The organism is Paenibacillus sp. ATY16 (assembly GCF_003399985.2).
Classification (GTDB): domain Bacteria; phylum Bacillota; class Bacilli; order Paenibacillales; family Paenibacillaceae; genus Pristimantibacillus; species Pristimantibacillus glycanilyticus.
Genome location: NZ_NMOK02000022.1, coordinates 106479 through 129831 on the forward strand (window position 1 = coordinate 106479; position 23353 = coordinate 129831).

Annotated in this window: 17 protein-coding genes; 3 read left to right on the forward strand and 14 right to left on the reverse strand. The window is 52.8% G+C overall.

Going from position 1 to position 23353, the window contains the following annotated elements:
- Positions 1-48: 48 nt before the first annotated feature.
- The 10 genes from CFI03_RS12215 to CFI03_RS12260 form a co-directional block, all read right to left on the reverse strand.
- Entirely contained in the window at positions 49-2946 is a 2898-nt protein-coding gene (locus CFI03_RS12215) for a DEAD/DEAH box helicase (protein WP_116393828.1), read from the reverse strand.
- Complete coding sequence (locus tag CFI03_RS12220; RefSeq protein WP_116393829.1) at positions 2943-4532, reverse strand: SWIM zinc finger family protein; 1590 nt, start codon at positions 4530-4532, stop codon at positions 2943-2945. The genes CFI03_RS12215 and CFI03_RS12220 overlap by 4 nt, the downstream gene beginning before the upstream one ends.
- A 134-nt stretch (positions 4533-4666) precedes the next feature.
- Complete coding sequence (locus CFI03_RS12225) at positions 4667-6412, reverse strand: sensor histidine kinase (protein WP_116393830.1); 1746 nt, start codon at positions 6410-6412, stop codon at positions 4667-4669.
- 100 nt (positions 6413-6512) lie between these two features.
- Positions 6513-7190, reverse strand: coding sequence for a tetratricopeptide repeat protein (locus CFI03_RS12230; RefSeq protein ID WP_116393831.1), 678 nt, complete (start codon positions 7188-7190; stop codon positions 6513-6515).
- A gap of 333 nt (positions 7191-7523) precedes the next feature.
- Positions 7524-9362 carry a beta-L-arabinofuranosidase domain-containing protein gene (locus tag CFI03_RS12235; protein WP_116393832.1) on the reverse strand — a complete coding sequence of 613 codons (1839 nt, stop codon included), beginning with the start codon at positions 9360-9362 and terminating at the stop codon, positions 7524-7526.
- A 25-nt stretch (positions 9363-9387) separates the two neighbouring features.
- Positions 9388-10218, reverse strand: coding sequence for a carbohydrate ABC transporter permease (locus CFI03_RS12240; protein ID WP_116393833.1), 831 nt, complete (start codon positions 10216-10218; stop codon positions 9388-9390).
- Positions 10215-11162 carry a carbohydrate ABC transporter permease gene (locus CFI03_RS12245; protein ID WP_116393834.1) on the reverse strand — a complete coding sequence of 316 codons (948 nt, stop codon included), beginning with the start codon at positions 11160-11162 and terminating at the stop codon, positions 10215-10217. Before CFI03_RS12245 ends, CFI03_RS12240 begins: the two co-directional genes overlap by 4 nt.
- A 91-nt stretch (positions 11163-11253) precedes the next feature.
- Positions 11254-12708 carry an ABC transporter substrate-binding protein gene (locus CFI03_RS12250; protein ID WP_116393835.1) on the reverse strand — a complete coding sequence of 485 codons (1455 nt, stop codon included), beginning with the start codon at positions 12706-12708 and terminating at the stop codon, positions 11254-11256.
- A 119-nt stretch (positions 12709-12827) separates the two neighbouring features.
- The gene (locus CFI03_RS12255) at positions 12828-14603 is read right to left on the reverse strand and encodes a sensor histidine kinase (protein ID WP_116393836.1); all 1776 of its coding nucleotides are present in this window, start codon (positions 14601-14603) and stop codon (positions 12828-12830) included.
- A complete protein-coding gene (locus CFI03_RS12260) occupies positions 14600-16216 on the reverse strand; it encodes a response regulator transcription factor (protein WP_116393837.1) in 1617 nt (538 codons plus the stop codon). Before CFI03_RS12260 ends, CFI03_RS12255 begins: the two co-directional genes overlap by 4 nt.
- A 191-nt stretch (positions 16217-16407) precedes the next feature.
- Between CFI03_RS12260 and CFI03_RS12265 the strand changes: the two genes are divergently transcribed.
- Both CFI03_RS12265 and CFI03_RS12270 read left to right on the forward strand, forming a co-directional pair.
- Complete coding sequence (locus tag CFI03_RS12265) at positions 16408-18036, forward strand: catalase (protein ID WP_116393838.1); 1629 nt, start codon at positions 16408-16410, stop codon at positions 18034-18036.
- A 200-nt stretch (positions 18037-18236) separates the two neighbouring features.
- A complete protein-coding gene (locus CFI03_RS12270; RefSeq protein ID WP_006040330.1) occupies positions 18237-18461 on the forward strand; it encodes a helix-turn-helix domain-containing protein in 225 nt (74 codons plus the stop codon).
- Positions 18462-18669: 208 nt separating this feature from the next.
- Here the strand turns inward: CFI03_RS12270 and CFI03_RS12275 are convergent, their stop codons facing one another.
- The gene (locus CFI03_RS12275; protein ID WP_116393839.1) at positions 18670-19527 is read right to left on the reverse strand and encodes a YhcN/YlaJ family sporulation lipoprotein; all 858 of its coding nucleotides are present in this window, start codon (positions 19525-19527) and stop codon (positions 18670-18672) included.
- 190 nt (positions 19528-19717) lie between these two features.
- On the opposite strand from CFI03_RS12275, the gene CFI03_RS12280 reads away from it, so the two are divergent.
- Positions 19718-20707 (forward strand): ketoacyl-ACP synthase III, encoded by a 990-nt coding sequence (locus CFI03_RS12280; protein WP_116393840.1) that lies wholly within the window; start codon positions 19718-19720, stop codon positions 20705-20707.
- Positions 20708-20718: 11 nt separating this feature from the next.
- Here CFI03_RS12280 and CFI03_RS12285 read toward each other — a convergent pair whose 3' ends face one another.
- The 3 genes from CFI03_RS12285 to CFI03_RS12295 all read right to left on the reverse strand — a co-directional run bounded on the left by CFI03_RS12285 (position 20719) and on the right by CFI03_RS12295 (position 23342).
- Entirely contained in the window at positions 20719-21828 is a 1110-nt protein-coding gene (locus tag CFI03_RS12285; RefSeq protein ID WP_116393841.1) for a CgeB family protein, read from the reverse strand.
- A gap of 11 nt (positions 21829-21839) precedes the next feature.
- Positions 21840-22940, reverse strand: coding sequence for a CgeB family protein (locus tag CFI03_RS12290; RefSeq protein WP_116393842.1), 1101 nt, complete (start codon positions 22938-22940; stop codon positions 21840-21842).
- A 114-nt stretch (positions 22941-23054) separates the two neighbouring features.
- Positions 23055-23342: a hypothetical protein gene (locus CFI03_RS12295; RefSeq protein WP_116393843.1), complete on the reverse strand. Its 288-nt coding sequence runs from the start codon at positions 23340-23342 to the stop codon at positions 23055-23057.
- Positions 23343-23353: the final 11 nt, after the last annotated feature.

Consider the following 23353-nt stretch of genomic DNA (forward strand, 5'->3'; position numbering starts at 1 on the left):
ACTCATTGCTTTCGCCCACTTGTCCTTTTCTCCAGACATTTATCCCCCTCATCCCTTCAGCCAGTTTTTGCGGAGCGCGAACAGCTCCTTCAGCTCATCCGTGGACAGCTCGGTAATCCATTGCTCCGACTGCCCGACGACCTGCTCGTTCAGCTGCTGCTTGCGGTCAATCATCTCGTCGATTTTTTCCTCAAGCGTGCCAAGCGTAATAAACTTGTGAACCTGTACCTGCTTCGTCTGACCGATCCGGAAAGCACGGTCCGTCGCCTGATTCTCGACAGCCGGATTCCACCACCGGTCGAAATGGAAGACATGATTGGCCGCCGTCAGGTTAAGACCGGTACCTCCGGCTTTAAGGGACAGTACGAATGCGCAGCATGGCTCTTCCGGGTTCTGGAACTTGTCGATCATTTCGTCCCGCTTGGCCTTGGGCACTCCGCCGTGCAAATACGGAACCGGAAGCCCCAGCCGTTCCTCGAGAAGCTTCTTGAGCTGCTCGCCCATATCCACGAACTGGGTAAAAATCAGGCAGCGTTCGCCTTCGGATGCAATCTCCTCCACCATTTCCAGCAATCGCGCTACCTTGTTCGAACGGTTCTCATCCCACTGCTGCTGAAGCTCGCGTTCTTCATTAAGCATCGCCGGATGATCGCATAGCTGCTTCAGTCTCGTAAGCGAAGCCAGAATCAAGCCCCGGCGCTGCATCGGACCCAGCTTATCCAGCTTCTCGAGCAGATCGGCAACGATATTTTCGTAGATCGCCCCTTGCTCCGTCGTTAAGGTCAAATAGGTCTTTGCTTCATTCTTTTCCGGCAGCGACAGTTGAATCGCGGGATCCTTCTTCACCCTGCGAAGCATAAACGGCTTCACCCAACGTTGAAGGCCGCTGATGACCTGTTCGTCGCGGGTTCTTTCAATCGGCAGTACAATCGCCTTGCGGAACTCGCCCATGCTCCCCAGGTATCCCGGGTTAATAAAATCATAGATAGACCATAGCTCGGTCAGCCGGTTTTCCATCGGGGTACCGGTCAACGCGATCCGATGATTGGCCGGCAATGCGCGAATAGCGGCAGATTGCTTCGTGTATACATTTTTTATATTTTGAGCTTCATCCAGACATAGGGCATCCCATTCGATCTGATTCAGCTCTTCTTCATCGATTTGAGCAAGCGAGTAAGACGTAATGACGATATCGGCACCCGCAACCGCTTCTTGAAGCGCCTCGCCTTTTTCCCTTTTTGGACCGTAATGGAGATACGCCGTTAAGGTCGGGGCAAATTTCTCCAATTCCTTCTGCCAGTTGCCGATAACGGAGGTCGGACAAATCAGTAGAGATGGGCCGAGACTTTGGTTTCCGTGCTCCTTCACATAGGACAGATAAGCCATGAACTGAATCGTCTTGCCAAGACCCATATCGTCGGCAAGCACGCCGCCAAGGCCGAATCTACGGAGGAACAGCAGCCAGGAAACCCCTTGCAGCTGGTACGGACGCAGAGAGCCTAGGAAGCTCTCCGGTATATCAACCAGAGGAATTTCGGCCGTATGCTGAAGCTGCTCGAGCCATCTCGTAAGATGATCGTTCAGCTCTACCTCTGCCCGTAGCTGGGCGGAAGCATCCTCTCCGTCCTCCATAACGGTACCGCCGAGCAAATGCATTTCCATCACATCGCGGAACGACAGCCCTTTGCGCTTGCCGACCCGCTTGATCCAGTCTCGAATCTGAGCGACATCCTGCGGATCGAGATGAACCCATTCGCCGCCGATATTCATGAGCCTGCGGTTCTCTTCGGCAAGCCGCATGAACTCGGATTCCGACAAATCGATATTGCCAAGAGCCATCTTCCAGTCGAACTGCACGATCTGGTCCAAGCCGAACATCGGCTGCGCGTCGGAGCCAACCGACGATTTCATCTTTGCTTTCAGCCTTAAACGGCGGGAGCGTACCGCTTCCCACCAGCCTGGCAAGAGCACCGGGCATCCAGCCTCCAGCAGCTGCAGGCTCGCCTTCTCCATAAAGAACCAGGCATCGTTATCCGTAAGCTGTCCGCGCAGCTTTTCCGGGTCCGCTTCATCCCTCCACTCCGGCAAGACGGCAAGCCATTTGCCGTGCTCCTTGGCTAGTCTGGCATCCAGATGCGACCCCCAGTCCTCGGGCAGCGGGCCGTCTTGCTCGAACAAGGCCTGCCATTGCCCTTTTGCGTAAGCAACGGGAATCCATGCTCCGCCGTTTCGGTCCTGCAGCGCTGGACGAAGCTGCCAGCTTGCGCCTTCCACAGGCTCCGCGAGCTGCAAAGCGACCTTAAACGGCATCGTATCCTTATGAAGACCAAGCGCAATCAGCCAGTCCTCTTCATCGGCTGCTTTATGAAGCAATACGGATTCTCCGCCAGCCGCCGAGGCAATTTTGCGCCACGCCGCCGCGGCAGGACCGTTTTGCGCCAAAATCTCTTCAACAGCCTCGCTTAACCACTGATCGGCACCGGTTATCCCGGTATTCCTTACAAGCTCTTGCCATTCCGCGGCAAAAGCAGCCTGTTCCGCCGGAACCTCCAGCCGCCACGCGCGCCGGTGTTCCGACCATCTGCTCCAATCCGGCTGAAACCATCCCTCAAGCAGCGCCTCGCGAAGCTTGCCTGCCATTCGCATCAAGTATTGCAGCCGATCCGTCCATTCCACTTGCAGAAGCCGGACATGACGGGGTGAGGACAAGTAATCGACGGCAAGCAGGGGAGGCAGCTTAAGCGCCTTCCCGATTTCCGAATCTATCTCCTCAACCTCCGCGCCATACCAAGAGGCTTGATGCCAGGCGAAGAGCACCTGCTTCAGCCTTGCCGGACTATCCCCCCGGTCTGCCGCCGCGAGTATAATCGCACTGTCTTCTGCTGTATCGCCTTGCTTCCAGTAACCGTCCACGAGTAACGTCCGAGCGCCGATGAATGATTTCATGTTACGATTTTTCCTTTCCACAGCTCTTCCTGAAACGCGCGCAGCCGTTGATACTTGCTTGCGATTCCTTCAATGTAACGCTCCCATTTATCCGCGTGCTTATCGGCCTTGTACAGTCTTTCAAGCTTCTTCAGCTCTTTCACCGCGAGGCGGTAGCCCTGCCGGTTGCGCGAATGAATTGCCTCCTCAATCGACTGGTGATAAAGAGGAATCATAACGCTTGGAGCCGCCTTCGAAACCTCGCGCACATTCTGAATGCCAAGATCATCCGGCTTCATGCCGATCAGAAGCTGAAGATCCGCCCATTCCTCGTACTTTTGCACGGCTAGCCAATGATCGGACAAATCCGCATAGGAATGCGGAAGAAGCTCAACCATATACCGGGTCCAGCGCGGTTCGTCGGGCTGATCCGTATCGGCCCTCCGGCACAAGGTCATAAACGGTCCAATCGTTCTCGCATTTTTCACTTTGGAAATATGGTCGTACAGGAAGCTCATCCAGTGGCCGATCAATTCCCAGTCCCCCTCCTCAAGCCGCTGCGCGACGCAAGGGTAGATCACCTTCTGCGAGCGCTGGAAATCCGTCTTGCCGAAATGCGCCAGCGCCTCTTCGTCATTGCGCCCGAAGAAACAGAGCATGGCCGCCGCCGTATGCACAAAGGTACTATTAACCGGCTCTTCCGAATCGCGGAGTTCTTCCTTCCTCATGGCATCAAGCTCATGCTCATACCAATCTGCATCTACCGCCATCCGCTCGCAAATGGCCAAATAGATATAGGTCCAGTCAAACAGCTGCTGCTCGTTTTTCACGGCTCTGCCCTTCGCGTAACCGGCAACATAATCAACCCAGCTGCGGATATGGCCGGTCACCTCGGCAGGTTCCAGCTCGAGCGCCAGCGTATAATAATGTTCTACCCACGGCTCCGCCATGCGCAGAAACGACATTTCATGATAATAACGGCTGAACGTATCGACCGTCTTGATGGCCTGCTCCGCTTGGTCGAGCACGAATAAGATGACGCTCATCCAGTGCAGCCGCTGGCTCTTTTTGTCCCAATGCTTCGTTGTTCCCTTAAGCGCGGACAGAACCGGCTGCAGGGCATGAAGCGAATGCCGGCAGCTTCGCCAGGTTTCGCCGTATTCGGCATCCATCCACAATCCCCATTCTTCCGGCGAAGCATCGTCGGATGGCTGCACATGACGGCCGCTAAACTTCGGCACGCTTACGGTAACCGTACTTAGCTGCTGCTTCCGGTCAACGCCCGTAATCCGGTCGTAGGCATCTTTGGCAGCCGTTTCGCCGTCAAGGCTATGGCAATAGGCGAAATAGACAGCCGCCATATGTTTGCAATAATCATTAAAAGGACAAGTGCATTTGCTGTATCTGAAATGGTCTGAATCAAGCAAAACCGAATAAACGTCGGACCCCTGTACGGCGCCGTATAACGTATCCTCGTCTGCCTGCTTGACGTTCAGCACCTGGCCGCTCCGATAATAATCCCATCCGCGGCGAATGATCTCTTCGTTCAAATGCTGTCCCAGACTGTGTTCAAGCGCTGTATGAAGCTTATCATCAAGACTTGCCAAGTTCGTTCACCTGCCCTCTTTCCGTTCACCTAGCATCTTATTAGTATACCACAAAAAATGCGCCCTCAGAAAAGACAAAAGCAGCCCATTTCACTTCGTTGAAAGTGAACGGGCTGCCAAGCTTACAAATGTTATTAGTGCGGGATGCGGATAAAGAAGGTAATTCGGTCTTCCACTTCAGCATGGATTTGTACGGTTCCCTTATACTGCTCGGTAATGGATTTGACGGTAAACAAGCCAAGTCCCTGATGGGCATCGTCCTTGGTGGAGAAGCCTGCGTCAAAGAGCGGCTTTTCCGTAACTTCCCGCGCATTCGAGCACGTATTAGTGATGCGGAACTCGATGAAGCCGTCTACCTGCTGTCCCGTCAATTCGACCATCCGGCATTCCTCGGAATACTTCATAACCTCGTCGAAAGCGTTATCGATCAAATTGCCAAGCATCCGGTTCACATCCAGCGTCTTAATCCCCATCTCCAGACGGTTTAGCCCGCTGAAGGAGCAGGTAAAGGCGATTCGGTAGCTTTCCGCCTGCGAGATTTTCGATCGGATCAACGCCGCAATCGCCGGGTTCCCGATATTAATAATATCGTTCATCAGCCGGATCTCGCCGGTCAGCTCTTTTGTATACGCGACAAGCTCCCTCGATTTGTTCAGCTCCGCGAGGGAATGGATGGTCTGGACATGGTTCAGGAAATCATGCCTCTGCGCCCGGATGGACTGGAACATGCTGTTGATCTCGTCTACGTATGTCTGCTGCGTCACCACAACAACTTTCTCGCGGGTCTGGCGGAAATACCGCATCGCGAAAGCAGCGATCAGGAGACTAATGCCCGTTACGAGGAATATGACAATTCCGATGTTCAGAAACTGGCTGTCGAGCCTGTCCTGAATGACCTGATAATCGGATACGAGCGAAAGCACGTAGCCATGAATCGGGGTCCCGTTCTCGTCGACCAGGTTAACTCCCGAGCCCGTCGAGACCGGAATAAACATTTTGAGCACATGCTTGCCGTCAATCTTTTCTTTGGCAGAGACGCTCTTGCCGGTATTAAAAGCTTTCTCCACATAGTCGACATCTTTGTCTCCCTTGTAACGGTACGTTCCGTAGAAGATATCCTTCTGCAGCAAATGCCCCTGGACTTCGCCGGCTTCGTTAATCGTATCGAAGGAGCCTTTGCCAAACGTCATTGGATTAAATACCGTCGCTTCCAGCAAGGAATCGCTGCTCTCAATCGATTTGCCGATCAGCTCGTTAATGCCCGTCAGCTTCTCGTAGTCGGCAAGCGTCGTATAGTTGACGTACGGATCGATGATATAATTGGTTGTTCCGTCGTAGTAATAGCCCCATTTGTAAATGCTGTTTGGGTCCGTTGAGGCCACCTCAAACGGTCCGCTCCAGAAGTTCGGAAGCGTCTGGCCCAGCCAGTCGATCTTGACCTCGTGCTGGTCGAACAGCTGATTGAAGGCGACATACCAGGGATCCCAGGTTTTTGTCCCTTTACCCAGCTCGTTCACGTCCGAGGACTTGTACAGGATAATGTTGTCTTTCGTCCGCTTCATCAGCGTAATATGTTCGACGCCCAGCTTGGCGCTTAATTCCTTGAGCTGGTCGTTTGTCACCTTCTCAACGTCCGGATCAAGCGCGTATTGAGCCGCGATCGATACGACCCGGAGCTCTCTCCCGATCTGCTCCTGGAACTTTTCGGCTCCAAGCCTCGATTGCTCGACGGAAAATTCAATTTGCTTCGCAACAGCCCGCATCTCATGGTTTAGCGCATCTTCCAACGTTTTTTTCGTCAGAAAATAATAAGCGGCATTGCTTAATAAAACGATGATAACGCTCAAGCTAATCGCCATGAGCCAGATATTGCGCGGCATATGATGCTCCTTTAAGCTCTCGTAATGTAATTCGATTATGGATGATTTTCACGGAAACAACAATATGGCATGCGGCAAAATAAACAAGCAGTTCCTTCCATCATCCCCGGGTCTTGCGGAGGTACAAACGGAGAGCCCATTTGCGTTCCGCGCGCTTCTTGTAACGAGGCAGCGAGCGGTAAATCCGCAGCCCTTCCGAAACGGCCTCCATCGCATCCTCTTTGCGGTTCATCTGCTCATGGATATCCGCAAGCCGGTAGTAAGCTTCGCAGGAGGAAGAATGAATCTCCTGAAAGGCCTCGATATAAGAGAGTGCCCGTTCCCCATCCAGCTTCGAATAATAAGCGGCCAGCCTCAAATAAGGTGCGCCGTATTTCACTCTTGGATTAAGCAGCAACGCCTTGCTCATGGCAGCTTCGCCGGCTTCCGGTTGTCCGGTCTGCATCAGGCAAAGCCCAAGATCATCCCAATATTCGGCGGAATCGTCCAGCATCCGCTCAAGCGGCTCAAGCAGATTAAGCGCCTCCCGGTATTTCTTTTTCTCGATCAGAATTCGGGCAATTTCTACTTTGGCGGATGTATCGTTAGGAGATTGGGCGATATGTTTCTTCAGCTTGCTTAAACGCGAGGAGCGGCGAATCGGCTTCAACAGGCTTGGGGACAGACCGATAAACCGGCGGTCGATAACGTAAACGATAACTAACAGCGCAATGATGGCGAGAATGGGATTACCGAACAACCATGTAAAGAAAACGAACAATAAAAAGAGTTTTCCCATGGGACCCTCCTAAAAAGAAATTTACAGCTTAAACCTATTTTTGCGTCAGTTTGTGTCGATTTTTGTTTGTAAACGTGCATTTTAAGGTATATTTTGGTGAAATATGTGTTTATTAATAGTAGCATAACCCTATCATCTTGAGAAATAGATTTCATCGATAACCTTATCTCCGGAAAGCATGAAAGGCCTGTTACAGAATATTCCTCAATTGCTCCGATTACCATTAAAAATCGGCGAATGATGATTATAACACGAAAAAAAGAGCTGTCCATACAGCCTTATTGAAAGGCTGTACAAACAGCTCGCCGCATTACCTGCCGCAGCTAAGGGGTCTTAGCGGTACAGTCTGCGGTCTTCGGCTTCGCGTACCCACACCTGCATAAATCCGGCTTCCCGGTTATCCCACGCGTAATACGGGATCAGCTCGCAGGAACGGCCGTCCACCGTTCTGCCGCGCAGCACCGTTACTCCGCCAAGCTGATCGCCGGCATACTCGGCAACAAACGGTTCAGCGGCTTTAAACGCGAATTCGTCATAGACAAGCTCCTGATTACCCGCCTGCTCAATGCAATAAACGACGGGACCGCGCTGGAAGGCGATCCTTCCGCGGTTCGCTTCCACTTCTTCGAGGGAACGCACCGCAGTTACCGGCATATCCAGCTCCAGCACGACCGTATCGCCAGGGAGCCATTGCCGCTTAAGAACGAGGTACCCGTTCTCCGCCAGCGCCTCTTCACCGGTTACGGATTCGCCTTGCGCATAGATCCGGTAGCTTCCGCACCAGCCCGGCAGGCGCAGACGGAGGACGAATTCATCCGATTGCTCCGGATTTACGCGAAGCTCTACCCGGCCATCCCAAGGATAAGCCGTTGTTTGGGCAAGCGTCACGCCGCTTCCGCCCGCAAGCTTAACGGTCGTCTCGCTGCTTAAGTATTGGTTCACCGAAATCCCGTCTTCCGACGCCGCATACACGTATTGACCAATCGACGGCAAGAATCTGGCAAGGTTCGTCGGGCAGCAGGAAGTATGGAACCATTCCACCCGGTGATGCTCGCCCTTGGATGCGAGCGGATTTACGTAGAAGAACCGGTCTCCGGATAACGAGATGCCCGACAGCGCCCCGTTAAACAGCTCTTTCTCCACGATATCCGCGTATTTGCCGTGACCATGCAGCAGATTCATCCGGTGATTCCAGAACGCCATCGTGATCGCCGCGCAGGTCTCGCAGTAAGCCGATTCGTTCGGCAGGTCGTAATCAAACGTGAAGCCTTCGTTATGGACGGACGGCCCAATGCCGCCAGTCACGTACATGTTCCGTTCTACCGTATGCGCCCATACGCGGTCGAGGGCTTCCATATAAGCCGGATCACCCGAAGCCAGCACGACATCGGCCATCGCCGTGTACAGATACATCGCCCGGACCGCATGCCCTTTTACTTCGCGGATGTCCCTTACAGGCACATCGTCCTGGCAGTACGCCGGTCCCCAATCCTCTTTATCCCAGATGGCGCCAACGCCGTGGCCATGGCCGCGTTCCTCGAGAAGCCATAGCGCAAGCTTCCAGTACCGGTCTTCACCCGTCACGCCAAACAGCTTCACGAGGGCCAATTCAATTTCTTCATGCCCTTCCGCCCAGTGGCGTTTGCCCGGTCCAAACAGCGTGTCGTAATGATCCGCCATCCGGCAGGCGACATCCAGCAGCCTGCGCTTGCCCGTCGCTTGATAGTAAGCAACGGCTGCTTCAATCAGATGGCCGCCATTGTACATCTCATGCTTTTCCATGTCGGTCCATTTAAGCTCCGGCGCTTCCAAAGTGTAATACGTGGACAAATAGCCGTCGCTCTCCTGAGCGGCCTCGATCAGTTCCACAATCCGGTCGATCTCCGCCTCCAGCTTGGGATCCCGGTCCGTCATAAGCGAGTAAGCCGCGCCTTCAAGCACCTTGTACACATCGGAATCGTTGTAGTACATGCCTTCAAACTTGCCATCCGTCAATCCGCCGGCGATGGCAAAGTTGGCAATCCGTCCCGTTTTCTCGCATTGGTCCAGACAGACGCCCATCGTTACGTTTTTGAGCGTCTCGAGGCGCGGACGCCAGAATGCATCGTTAATCTTTACTTCCGAGAACGGAACTCCGCGCCAGCCTTTAATCTGTTGATTCGCAACGGTCACGTTTCTTCCTCCTTATTCGCCCTAGTTAACCTTTCAACCCGGTAAGCGTAATGCCTTCCAGGAAAAATCTTTGACCGATCAAAAAGACTAATACGCATGGCAGTACTACCGCCGTTGATGCAGCCATCAATAAATCCCATTGCGCATTATAGCTGCCCTGGAACATCTGCAGGCCTAGCGCAAGCGTAAAACGGCTGTCGCTCTTCAAATAAATGAGCGGGCCCATGAAATCATTCCATGAAGCAAGGAACGTAAAGAGCGCTACAACGATAACGGCCGAACGGCTGAGCGGCAGCAGGATGCGCCAATAGATCTGGAAGTAGTTCGCGCCGTCCACTAGAGCCGCCTCGTCGAAATCTTGCGGGATCGACATGTAGAACTGGCGCAGCAGGAAGATATTAAACATGCCGCCCCCGAAATACGCGGGCACGATCAGCGGGTAGAACGTATCGTAGAAGCCAAGCTCCTTCCAGCCGATAAAGCTTGGAATAAGCGTTACCGCGCCCGGAAGCATCATGGAGGACATCAGAATGGCGAATACCATGTCGCGCCCCTTCCACTTAATGCGGGAGAAGCCAAAAGCGGCGATGGTACTCGAGACAACCGTTCCGAGCAGAACCCCGGCTACGATAATGAGTGTATTTTTGAAGAAGGTCCCAAACGGTACGACAGTTAAGGCCTCCTTGAAGTTTTCAAAGTGAAAAGGCTTCGGTATCCATTGCGGCGGCATGATGAAAATTTGCGACAAATCCATCACCGAGCTGCGAAGCAGCCAAAGGAACGGCACGATAAACATCGCGGAAACGATAAGCAGGGAGGTAAACCCGGCGGTAAGCTTCAGCCTGGACTCTCTCATTGTTTTTCCCCCTCATAATGCACCCAGGATTTCGAGGTCTTAAAGACAAACACCGTAAAGATCATAATAATGATGAACAATACCCACGCCAGCGCGGAAGCATAGCCCATTTCCGTATCGCGGAATGCGGTACGCCACAGATAGAAGACGAAGAACAAGCTTTTGTTATTGGGTCCGCCTTGGGTCAGAATGTACGCTTCGCTGAACACCTGGAAGGAGCCGATAATCGTCATAATGGTATTGAAAAAGATCGTTGGCGTCAGCATCGGAACCGTAATGTGGCGAAGCTTGCTGTACCATCCGCCGCCGTCAACGTCAATCGCTTCATAGTAGGATTTCGGTATGCCTGACAAGCCGGCAAGGAAAATGATAACCGTACCGCCAATCCCCCATAATGTCGTGAGTACGATGGACGGAATAACGCTTCCCTCTCCGAACAGCCAGTTGCTTGTTGGCAGATGAAGCCAATCGAGCGCCATATTCAGCAGGCCTAGATCCGGGTTCATAAGCCACAGCCAGATCATCGAAGCGGCAACCGCCGGAACAATGCTCGGCAGGTAGATAATCGTCCGGAAAATCGCCCGGCCCTTCACGTTCATATTCAGCAAAATAGCCAAAAAGAACGAGATAATGATAACCGCCGGCACGCGCAGAATAACGAAATAAAAGGTTGTGCCAAGCGACTTGTAGAACAAATCGTCTTCGCCGCTGAACAGCTTGACATAGTTGTCCAGACCGATAAAGCTGGTCGTGTCTTTAAAGACGTTGTAATCCGTTAAGCTCAAATATAAGCTGGCAATCATCGGCCCTAGCGTATAGATAATAAAGCCGAGTATCGCCGGCGCTGTAAAGAGCAGGCCGTAGAACAGGGCCTTGCGCTCCCTTTTGCTGCTCTTTCTGGCAACCGTCTTGACGGACTTGCCCGTGTTTGCCGAAATCTCCATGCCGTAACCCTCCCTGTCTATGGCAGAGGACAGCGATTCATCGAATTCCCGAACCGCTGTCCTCTCCTGTTATCCGCGGTTTGCGGACAGCTTACTCGACGTCGCGCCGGCCTTGTACCTGCTGCTGCGCCTTCGCGGCAATGGAATCAAGCGCTTCCTGGGCGGTCTCTTTGCCCAGCCACACTTTATCCAAAGCGGGGTTAACGACATCCATGATTTTATTGAAGTTTTTCACGTAAGCCGTAGGCGTTGCATGGCTGTGATTCAGAAGCATGTCAATAATCGCGCCGTTATAGCCGGATGGGCGGGCTGCCAAGTCTTTGGTCCACTTGTCCAGCTTCTCGCTGTCGGTGTACCAATCTTTAGGAGCAGGCATCCATGTTCCGTTAGTCAGCATGTCAAGCGAAGCTTCCGGATCAAGCAGCGCCTTCAGGAGCTCCCAGGATTCCTGCGGATGCTTGGTCGATTTGAAGATGGAGAACATGCCGGCTACTACGGTCGTTACCGGCTCTTTCATAACCGGCAGAACGCCTACGTTATAGTTGAACTTGGATTCCGCAAGCGAGGACGAAGCCCATTGTCCGTCAATAGCCATCGCAACCTTCTTCGTCTGAAGCGCGACGTTTGTTCCGGGAATATTTTTCGATTGGAGCGGAGATGGAGCGACATGGTACACGTTGATCAGGTCGGCCATCTTCTGGAACACTTCTACCGCCTCCGGTTGGTTAAGGGCGAAGGTTTTACCGTCGGCTGACAGGAAATCGCCGCCGTTGGAGTAGATAAAGTTACTGTAAGCGCCCCACCAGGTTGGCAGGTTGATGCCGAATTGCTTAATATTTTTAGGGTCGAAATTCGGATCGGCCGCATTGCGTCCCTTATTGTCGAGAGTCAGCTTCTTCGCAACGTCTACGAATTGATCCCAGGTCCATGCTTTGGAAGCGTCGGATGGAGGCGGTTCAATGCCGGCATCCTTGAATACGTCTTCGTTATAGAACAGTCCGAATGTCTCCGGACCGGGACCGATGCCGATAATGTTGCCCGGCGCCTGGGAATACGTAATATTCGGAACAATCGAATCGAGTGTGATCTGCTGATCTTTAGAAAGGAAGTCCTGCAGGTTAAGGAACTTGCCTTCTTCCGCCAGAGGGAAGGCAATGGTCGCGGATTCCATCATCGCGACATCCGGCTCGTCGTTGCCGGCTACCATTGTCGTCAGCTTCGTATCGTAATCGCCGCTGCTAATAGACTGAAATTCGACTTTCACGTTCGGATGAGTCTTCTCGAAATTGGCAATGGCGGATTTGTACGCCGCTACTTCCGCCGGTGCGCCCCAGCCGGTCAGCTTCAGCGTAATTTTTTCTCCGCTGCTGGCACCGGTATCGGCACCGGAACTGCTCGTATTGGCCGAGCTGCTTGCGTTATTCGTGCTGGATGAGGAATTGCCATTGCTGGAACTATCGGACTTGGTGCAGCCGGACATGACAAGCACGGCCGACAGAACCGTAACCATAAATGCGGAAGTGTATTTCCATCGATTCATAATCATTTTTTTCGAGCCCCTCTCTCATTTCATCCTCATGGCTCATAGCTGCAGTCTATGATTGCTTTTATTGTAGATGATGGATAACGCTTACAAAACCCGAGCATTTCTAGAATGGTGGACTTTTATTGGGTCTTGCTCGGCAGATGGATGACGATGCTTGTCCCCTTGCCGGGAGCGGAATGAATGCGGATGCCGTATTCGTCGCCATAGGCCATTCGGATGCGAGAGATCGTATTTTTAATTCCGATAGACGCGGATTCCTTGTACAATATCGTATCGATCCCTTCCTTGCTGATCCCCCGTCCGTTGTCGCGAACCTCGAAATAACGGCTGTCGTCCTCGATCCAGCCGCGTATCGTAATCTGCCCGCCTTCCTCCACGCCGCTGAATCCGTGCAGAATGGCATTTTCCACAAATGGCTGGAAGAGAAGTCTTGGCAGCTTTTTCTCATAGAGCGCCGGCTCAATCTCGTAAGCGACCGTGAACTTGCCCTCGAACCTGGCGGACATGATAAAGAAGTAATTGCGCATCCATTCCAGCTCCTCCGACAGATGAACGGCCTCCCAATCTTTGCGGGACGTATAGTGCAGCATATTGGACAGGCAGACCAGCATCTTGCTGAGCTCCGTCTGGCGATTCTCGAGAGCGGTCCAGTTCATGATGTTCAGCGTGTTATATAAAAAATGAGGATTCATCTGCATGTTAAGCGCCTGAATCTCCGCTTCCTTCTCCTTCAGCTTGATCTCGTAGTTTTCTTTCACGAGCATGGCAATCCGGTCATTCATCCGGTTAAAGCGCTGGGACAAGAGACCGAATTCGTCCTTCCGGTCCACGTCCACGCGGGCTTCAAAGTCCCCTTCCCCTACCGAACGCATCGCGCTCATGAGCTTCTTAATCGGACCCGTAATGCGGCTAATGATGAAGTAAGCAAACACCAGGGCTACTACGCTTAAGGCGATGGCGCTGACGATCGTTGACGTCCGGAGAACCGGAACCAGGGAACTTACGAGCGCGGATTGCGGCGTAATGACAATCGACATCCAGCCCGTCACTTCCGAGCGGGCGAAGCTGACGATCTGGTTATGCCCGTCCAGCTTGATCCGCTGGCTCCCGCTGCCTTGCTCGCGGAAATGATCCATCCAGTCCTCATCGAAGCGCTTCGTTACCTGCGATTGGTCGCTCGAAGCCACGACGATATTGTCGGGATCAAGCACCATATACGAGGAACCAGCCGGGATACTCCGCTCAAACAGCTCGTCCATCACCGTCGACTTGAAGCTGATCGCAAGCACGGGACGCTCGACTTCCGGCTTCAGCTTGACCAGCGTGCTGTCCTCCATGTGGGAGAAGTTAAGCAGCCTGGTTGCGGAGAACAAGTAACGGTAATCTATCGTCCCGTCTTGAAGCCAAGGTTGGTCGTACATCTTGATGAAATCGTAGGTCGGGTACCAGACCATCTTGCCCCCTGCCTTAACCGCTTCCTTGTAAATCGCAGACTGTACCGGATTGCCAAGCGGCATCAGCATCGTGCTTCCGAAGGTGTAGTAAGAGGTCCACAGCTGCGCGGAATAGACATCCGAATTCTGGGAGAAATATTTGCTTAAGATGGCCGTAACCTGCCGGTCGGCCGCGACAAGCTCCTCTTCTTTTGCCGGATTCAGGTTATTGAAAATCTGGAACAGGTCCTTGTCCACGAACAAGGACCTGCTATTCTGGTCGACGATCCCCAGCTTGGTATCGATCACGTCGTTGTTTTTCATCACGACATCGTGAACATTGTTTTGTGCCTGCTCGGTAACGACCTTTAAGCTTGAATTATAAAACAGCGTGCTCAGCACAAGCAGCGGCAAGGCGATAAGCGTCAGATAGCTGAGCAGCAGCCTCAATCGAAAAGTCATGGCCTATCCCCGCCCCCCGTCTGCGGACGCAGCGTATGCTTATAAGCTTCCGGCGACAGCCCTACCTGCCGCTTGAATATCCGGGTGAAATATTTCGTATCCCGGTAGCCGCATTGCTCCGCGATTTCATAGATTTTAAGCCGTCCGCCGGCCAGCAGCTCCTTCGCAGCCCGTATACGGGCTTCCGTCAAATGATCGGAGAATGAGCGTCCGGTGCGGCTTTTCATCAAGGTGCTGAAGTAGGAGGGGTTGAAATGAAATTGTTCCGCTGCCCTATCAAGCGTCAGATCCTCCGCATAATGCTCCTGAATCCAATTCAGGCATTGCTCCACCGCCAGCTCCCCGCTGCCCTGCTTCCGGTCCGTCAGCGATTTGTGCACCTCAGCTAGTCTGACCAGCATCAGCTCCATCAGCATACCGCTGCTCGCGCAAGAAGGAATTGCCATAGACGCGGTATTCGCGAGAGCGCTTCCAACCTGTTGGTCTATGATGCCCGAGGTCCTGCTCTTCAGCTTCATCAGCGTAAGAGACGCATAATTTTTCATAAGCTTCGGCTCCGTGCGACCCTGCGAAGACAGCTGTGCAAAGGCAGCCCGGCACATGGCTTCTGCTCTATCGAGCGACTGCTCCTGCAGCGCTTCGAACAGCAGCTCGCCATCCAGCTGGAAGACGGGATTCGTATGGCCCAGCCCGATTTCATGCCCGAAGGTTACGACGCTCGCCCATTCCTCATGGAAAGCATATTCCAATGCTTCCTCCGCCTGGCGGTAAAGCTTGGGGATAAAGGTCTCGGCGGGATTCAGGCTATGCTCCGTCTGCAGAACCGCAATGCCATGGGATACCGCGCCGCAAGCGCGCCATATCTCCGTCTGCTCCGTCAGGCAGGAGCGCAGCTCCTCTATGCCCGCTGCCGGCTGGGTCTCCCGCTTCAGCACGGTGACCAGGCGAATGCTGTGCTGCGATACCGTTTGCAGAGGAAACACGCAGGCCTCGCCATAGACCGATACCCGCTGCTTAAGCTGTTCGACCAGCTCCGTCACGGGGAAAGCTTCTCCTTCATTTCGGATTTCCGTCAATACGAGAGTGTTCATTTGCCGAAGCAAAGGCCACTCTTCCAGGTCAACCTCTTCGCCAGGAGGAAGTACGCCGTGCAGCCACTGGTGCAGCAGCCGGTAGCGGTAGGCAGAAGATGCGAGCTCAAGCCTTTGCTTCATCTCGGCCGACTCGCCGCGCTCCCGTTCTTCTTCCGCAAGCTGCCGGTCAAGCCGCTGCAGCAGGACCTCCACCTTGTCCACGTCGACAGGCTTGAGCAGATAGTCGTACGCGCCATGGCGAATCGCTCTTTGGGCGTACTCGAACAAATTATAAGCCGATACCATAACGACCTTGGTCCGCAGCTCCTCTTCCTTCAGCCGCTGCAGGAACGCAAGCCCGTCAAGCTTCGGCATTTGTATATCGCTAAGCACTACATCGGGCTGTTCTTCCCTGACCAGGGCAAGGGCCGCTTCTCCATCCTTGGCCGTTTTTACCTTGGCCTCCGGGCGCATCATTTGAATCATGCCGGCCATTCCTCTCAAATGCCGCGGTTCGTCGTCGACGATCAATATGTTCATGAGACCAGTCCTTTCCACCCTTTTGTTAGCAGGCTGTTTTCTTAATACAGTACTACGCGCCTTGCCGCTTGAATAGGGGGATAGAGCTTTAACGATATGCCAATTGTTATCATAAACTCTTTCGGAATGAGGAATAGTAGTGGAGTATTAGGTAAAATCGACTTTAAATTGGAAATGGAGGAAATGCTAAAATGTCCGCAAACGATACAAACGGCACTCATGCGGCAGGCGCGGGCGGAGCAGCCGACAACCGCAAAGCGGCAGGCGAAACCGATCTGACGCTGACGACGAGACAAGGCCATCCGGTATCCAACAATCAGAATACGAGAACGGTTGGCAACCGCGGGCCGGCTACCCTTGAAAATTACCACTTTATCGAGAAAATCACCCATTTCGACCGCGAACGCGTTCCCGAGCGGGTTGTTCACGCCCGCGGAGCAGGCGCGCACGGTTATTTCGAAGCTTACGGCACATTCGGCAACGAGCCGATCGGCAAATATACAAGAGCAAAGCTGTTCCAGGAAAAAGGCAAAAAGACGCCAGTCTTCGTCCGTTTCTCGAGCGTGATCCACGGCGGGCATTCGCCGGAGACTCTCCGCGACCCGCGCGGCTTCGCGACCAAATTTTATACCGAGGACGGCAACTGGGATCTGGTCGGCAATAACCTGAAGATCTTCTTCATCCGCGATGCGATGAAATTCCCGGACATGGTTCATGCCTTTAAGCCGGATCCGGTAACGAACGTGCAGTCGATGGAGCGCTTCTTCGACTTTGTCTCGAATTCGCCGGAAGCGACCCATATGATTACCTTCTTGTTCTCCCCTTGGGGAATTCCGGCGAATTACCGCCAAATGCAAGGCTCCGGCGTCAATACATACAAATGGGTAAATGCGAAGGGCGAAGCGGTATTGGTCAAATATCATTGGGACCCGCAGCAAGGCGTCAAAAACCTGACTCAGGCGGAAGCCGAGCAAATTCAGGCGAAGAACTTCAACCATGCTACGCAGGATCTGTACGAGGCTATTGAACGGGGAGATTATCCGGCCTGGGAGCTGAAGGTGCAGATCATGGAGGACGGCGAGCATCCGGAGCTGGACTTCGATCCGCTTGACGATACCAAGCTGTGGCCGGAAGACCAGTTCCCGATGGTGCCGGTAGGCAAGATGGTGCTTGATAAAAACCCGGAAAACTATTTCGCCGAAGTGGAGCAGGCGGCATTCGGAACGGGCGTATTGGTGGACGGGCTGGACTTCTCGGACGATAAAATGCTGCAAGGCCGCACCTTATCCTACTCCGATACCCAGCGCTACCGCGTAGGCGCGAACTACCTGCAGCTGCCGATCAATGCGCCGAAGAAGCGTGCCGCAACCAATCAGCGCGACGGTCAAATGGCCTTCTACGTAGATGTCGCTCCGGGTCAGAATCCGCATGTGAACTACGAACCCTCCAGTCTGAACGGACTTTCGGAGGCTGAAGCTTCCGGCGCGCCGCATGAGCCGCATTACGACGCGAATCTCGTCCGCCAGACGATAGACCGGACCAACGATTTCGCCCAGGCCGGCGATACGTTCCGCAAGCTGGAGCAGTGGGAGCGCGACGAGCTTGTTCATAATCTGGGCGATGCCTTGTCAACCTGCGCGCCTGTTATCCGGGACAAAATGCTGTCCAATCTGACGCAAGCGGATCCGGAGTACGGCCGTCTTGTAGCGGAAGCCATCAGGAAATCCTCTGCTATGAAAGCTGAGCACAAAGGCACTTTCCCTGCCCGCGAAGGCATGGAAGTCGCCGAGGAGCTTGGACGCAAAACGGACGGATACTAAGTATGGCTTAAGCAAAAAAACAGAGAAGGGCTGTCCCCCATGTTCAGTAACCATGAGCATGCGGGACAGCCCTTCTTTTATTATAAGCGCCCATTTTCCCTACATACAGCACCATTGCCATAGCCATTTCATACAATAATTTGACTGTATCCCTTAACCTTGTTAAACCATAAAAACCCGAGCAAGGAGGGGTGACAAACTTGAAGGGTAGCGACCATAAAAGCAAGTTCTTATTAACACATCGTGAACGCGAGGTATTTGAGCTGCTGGTGCAGGATAAAACAACTAGAGATATTGCGCAGCAATTATTTATCAGCGAAAAAACCGTCCGCAACCATATTTCGAATGTCATGCAAAAGTTAAATGTTAAAGGTCGTTCGCAAGCGGTTGTCGAGCTGATCAAGCTTGGGGAGTTACAAATCTAACCATCCCATTCATGATTTGGGCTATTTCATTTCCCCGCTCCTTATACAGGATGCGGGGTTTTTACTTTGTTTCAATTTCGACAAAGTTCTTTAATCTTAGACTAAGGTTTCTTCGATACAATCATATGCATCAACCCCACAGTTGATACCATTTCTAGGACAGGCCCGCTTGCTTCGCAAGCGGGCCCTTTTTGTTTATTTTCGGCTATTAGCGGTGATCGTAAATATAAGGAGTGGTGTGCTTGGCCATATTCGAGTTCAGCTTCGTCGCATTCGCCGGGAAGATGCGCTCGACCATGGCATTAAATTCGGATACAAAGCCTTGAATCGGGTGACCTAGGCGAACATCGCCCATATAGCTGTTCATGCGGTCCACAAAGTCCGGGCTTGCGGATACATAAACGTTCTGAACCGACGGATGCAGCCGTTTCACTTCCGCAGCGATATCGCTTTTGATTTTATCGGTCAGCTGGCTCTCGCCGGTATCGGTTGTGCTCAGGCCGCGAATGCCGTCATTATGGTAGCCGCCCATCGTACCGTTCATGCCATACGTTCCGTTCATGCCGTTCATGCCGTATTTCCCGCCGTTTGCTCCATACGTGCCGTTCATGTGGCGGTTCGTATCGGTAATCGGGCTGCTCAGGTTTGTGCGGTTGTAGCTTTTTGCGCTTAAGCCGCGCGTATGATCCTCGAAGGATACGGCAACATAAGCATTATGATCGGTCAGCATGACATTGGCTGTCTTAACCGTATTCATAGCCACAAGCTTCTTGGCGATTTCCTCGCTCATTTCCATTTTATAATTTTTATGACTGCCAACAATGTTGTTGCTGTTGAGACGGCGGCCATTGACGCGGTTCATTTCGTTCATTTGATCATTCGCGAAACGTTTGTCGGTCAATGTTCCCGGAGCCGCCAGATTACGGATCACATTCCCGTTAGCATCGTAACGCACGCTGTTGGGACGGATGTTTTTATTGCCGATATCTCCCTGATTGGACGCACACCCCGTTAACGTTGCTGCTAAAGCCACACTTGCTGTAAGAAGAATGAATTTGTTTTTCATGATCTGGCCACTCCTCCATTCGATTAGTTAGGCTTCGACCCGTGTCTTATTGTGCTCGGTTACGAGGAAGCTATCCGCAACAAGGCTTGACAAATCCATTCAAATTCAGTAATTTAATATCAAGTATTAGTACCTGGTACTAACAAGATACCAAGAAGCGATAGTATGAAATGAAAAGGAGCTGTTTCTAATGGAAAAGCAATTGCAATCCAACGCAGCTGTTACGGCCATCGGCACTTATATTCCGGATAAAGTATTGTCCAATGCGGATTTGGAGCGTATCGTCGAAACCTCGGACGAATGGATTGTTCAGCGCACGGGCATCCGTGAACGCCGGATTGCGGCGGATGACCAGTTCACGAGCGATTTATGCATTCGGGCGGTAAGGGATATGCAGGAGCGGTACGGGGTGGAAATCGAGGATGTGGATTACATTATTGTCGCTACCTCTACGCCGGACAATGTCATCCCAAGCGTTGCCGCCCAGGTTCAGGCAGGCCTTGGAATCCGTCATTGCGGCGCAATCGATATTCAGGCCGCATGCGCAGGCTTCACATCGGCCATTCAGCTGGCGAACGGCCTGCTTCTGTCCGGCGTTTACCGCAAAATCCTCGTCATTGGCGGAGAAACCTTGTCCAAGGTAACGAACTACGAAGACCGGACGACCTGCATTTTGTTTGGCGACGGAGCCGGCGCATTCTTAATGGAAGCCCGTGGAGACGGGGATGTTCTTGCGATATCCGCCCAGACGGACGGTGCCGGCGGACATCATGTTTACCGGAGCGGCTTGTCCCCCGTCATTAACGCGGCGGATATCGATACGACAAGCCGTATCGTTCAAAATGGCCGCGAAGTGTACAAATGGGCGCTCAGCCACGTATCGGAAGGAATCGCCGGATTGCTGAAGGACAGCGGCTACACGCCGTCCCAAATCAACTGGTTCGTTCCGCACAACGCGAATCAGCGCATTATCGACGCGTTATGCGAACGGACCGGCATAAGCGAGCAGCAGGCTTTGTCGAGCATCGAGCGCTACGGCAATACGTCTGCCGCATCCATTCCGCTTGCCCTTGATGCCGCCGTCCGGGACGGCCGCGTATTGCCTGGACATTTGCTGCTGCTCTATGGTTTTGGCGGCGGATTAACGCAGTCTGGCGTTTTGCTTCGTTGGTCGATCTAATTCATGAAGAATTAGAGGAGCGGGAATAATATCTTCAGCATTGTCTGAAGACGGTTCGCGTATTTATGGTCCCGGTAAGCCCGGTACATGCCGCGAAGGGCGATTTGCTGCCGCTCCTCTTCATGCTTCAGGTAATATTCCATCTTCTCGATCAGCTCCGCCGGCGAGGAATAAGTAACGATTTCTACTCCCGGGGTAAAAAAGGAAGCAAGATCATCCCGGGTATCGCATACCTGCAGTACGCCGCAAGCGGCAATCTCAAAGGTCCGGGGATTAGGGGAAACGGCCGTTAATCCGATTCGGTTGCTGTTGTACAAGGCATCGTCATGCGCCCTATGCATATTGATCACGATTTTGGAAGCATTGTACGTCAAGGCTGTTTCTGCCGGTCCCATCCAATTATTCAGCTTGATTTTGGAGCTCAGCAGGTCATATTTCGCTAAACGGTCCCACCAAATACCGGATATTAACGTATTTTTCCCCGCCAGATAAGGAGTTAATTCATTGAAATAGCTAACCCGGTTCAAATAGGCGGATCCGATAAACGTAATTTCTTTGCGGCTTGAGCGTTCGGGATTCGTCGGGCGATATTGCGCCGGATCGAAGCAAAACGGCAAATAAAACACATTCTGGCAGCCAAGCTGCTTGTAATAGTCCACCGAGTTGCGCTCGAGCGTAAATACCGTATCGTAATACGGAACAATCATCGTTGTAATATCCATATAATAGGGATCGTCAGTCAGCCAGATCGCTGTCCGGATTCCGTTTTCCCGAAGCTTTTCGATCTGGGCGACATCAAACTGCAGTCCATCCAGAACGATAACGACTTCCGGCCGGTCAGCGAGCGCAAGCTCCAACACGGACTGCGCCGCGTTAACAACGGTCAACCTCTGGACCATAGACGCTAAAGTCCCTCTTACGGCTTCGTCGATCGGCGAGTAAGGAAAGCCTTTGCCCGTCTCCACATACATGGCGTGAATCGGCCATACTTTATTGTCCTGCGGAATACGGCTGATCGCTTCCTCGCATAACCCGAACCAGTATCCGTGATCCCAGCCCAGCTTATATCCAGCCTCTCGTCCAGCCTCCTCATCGCTCTTCCGTTTGACCACTGGCGCCATATTTGTCACTCCTACATCAATAGATTCAAAAGCGTAGCGATTCGCGTAGTCATCGTGTGATCACGCAAAGTACGGTACAAGCCTCTCATGGCAATCCGCAAGCGTTCTTCTTCATGGGTCAAGTAGTAATCAATTTTCTGCAGCAGCTCCTGCGCATTGCCGTAAGTTTCAATCTCATAACCCGGACGGTACTGGGAAAACAGGTCATCCCGGATATCCGTTAGCTGCAGCGTCGCGCAAGCCGAAACATCATAGGTTCTCGGATTCAGCGACAAGCCGGGTGCCTGCGCTTCAATCTGATTATCCTTCCCTGGGACATCGGACCGGTGCATATTAATCACAATCTTGGAGCCGTTGTAATAATGGGCGGCCGCTTCTGGCGCAATGCCCTCCGGGTGGATATTGGATGCTAACAGCGGATATTGCTTCAGACGGTCCCAGTGCCCTCCGGCAATAAACAGCTTTCGCTTCGATAGCTGCCCGGCGATCGAATCAATCAGCTCTACCCGGTTCCAGAAGGCTACTCCGATAAAACAAACCTCGTATTCATACGTCTTATCCGCGCGAAAAGGACGGAATACCGTCTCATTGACGGCAAGCGGCAGATGATGCACCTGAAGACATCCTTGCTGTTGATAGAGCGGTATTGTCCCGCGCTCATGCGTCAATACAATATCGTAAGCTGGCGCGATCTGGACCGTGTGGGCCGTCATATACGGGTCATCCACAAACCAGATCGCCGTCTTAATCCCTAGCGCGCGAATTGCGGCAATCTGCTCCAGATGATCCGGCGGGAAAGTGTATAAGCCGTTCAATACAAGCACAAGATCGGGCCGAATGGCGGCCGCTTGCTGCAGCAAGCCTTCCTGCGCGCCTACATGCACTTCGCTGGCGCATCGTTGCAGCGCCTGAATAATGCCGGAATCAATGGCGTCAAAGCCTAATGAGCCTTGCGGAATATATAACACGCGCAAAGGTAATGCTTCCGGAACCGGAGTTACGGGAGATGTCTTTGCCCATTCGCAAGCCCCGTCCCGCCAACCTGCCTGAAATCCGGCCGAATAACCCTGCTGCCTGCCTTGCCGAAAGGACGCCGCTGCTGCCTTGTTCAAATTTCCCACTCACCTGCCCGTTACCCGAAGTTATACAAAAAAAGCCTTATTCCTGATTTGTCCATTCTGGCATGAACAAGGCAGAGCTAAGACCTCTATCTTTCGTCTGTGCGATTAAACCTGCGTCTCGTAAGCAATCTGATGGCCGTCTTCAAAGCCTTTGGCGAAGCCGGTATTATACCCGTCGTTATAGGCTTGGTTAAAACCGTAATCGTAGCTGGCTTGATCAAAGCTTACGCTTTTTCTTCTTTTTCTGGCCGAAGACTTCCGGCGTTTCATCGTGCTTTTGCCGGGCTTCTTCTTCCCCGCCGTCTTCCGGGCTCCGTTTACTTTGCGTTTAGTCCTTACACCAGGCTTGCGTTTGGTTCTCCGTTTGGCTGAAACAGCGCTTTTCTTCTTCATATCAAACGCCT

Coding starts and splice junctions, on each gene's coding strand:
- CFI03_RS12215 (WP_116393828.1), bottom strand. CDS start 2,946: ATGAAATCATTCATCGGCGCTCGGACGTTACTCGTGGACGGTTACTGG.
- CFI03_RS12225 (WP_116393830.1), bottom strand. CDS start 6,412: ATGCCGCGCAATATCTGGCTCATGGCGATTAGCTTGAGCGTTATCATC.
- CFI03_RS12230 (WP_116393831.1), bottom strand. CDS start 7,190: ATGGGAAAACTCTTTTTATTGTTCGTTTTCTTTACATGGTTGTTCGGT.
- CFI03_RS12240 (WP_116393833.1), bottom strand. CDS start 10,218: ATGAGAGAGTCCAGGCTGAAGCTTACCGCCGGGTTTACCTCCCTGCTT.
- CFI03_RS12245 (WP_116393834.1), bottom strand. CDS start 11,162: ATGGAGATTTCGGCAAACACGGGCAAGTCCGTCAAGACGGTTGCCAGA.
- CFI03_RS12250 (WP_116393835.1), bottom strand. CDS start 12,708: ATGATTATGAATCGATGGAAATACACTTCCGCATTTATGGTTACGGTT.
- CFI03_RS12255 (WP_116393836.1), bottom strand. CDS start 14,603: ATGACTTTTCGATTGAGGCTGCTGCTCAGCTATCTGACGCTTATCGCC.
- CFI03_RS12260 (WP_116393837.1), bottom strand. CDS start 16,216: ATGAACATATTGATCGTCGACGACGAACCGCGGCATTTGAGAGGAATG.
- CFI03_RS12265 (WP_116393838.1), top strand. CDS start 16,408: ATGTCCGCAAACGATACAAACGGCACTCATGCGGCAGGCGCGGGCGGA.
- CFI03_RS12275 (WP_116393839.1), bottom strand. CDS start 19,527: ATGAAAAACAAATTCATTCTTCTTACAGCAAGTGTGGCTTTAGCAGCA.
- CFI03_RS12280 (WP_116393840.1), top strand. CDS start 19,718: ATGGAAAAGCAATTGCAATCCAACGCAGCTGTTACGGCCATCGGCACT.
- CFI03_RS12285 (WP_116393841.1), bottom strand. CDS start 21,828: ATGGCGCCAGTGGTCAAACGGAAGAGCGATGAGGAGGCTGGACGAGAG.
- CFI03_RS12295 (WP_116393843.1), bottom strand. CDS start 23,342: ATGAAGAAGAAAAGCGCTGTTTCAGCCAAACGGAGAACCAAACGCAAG.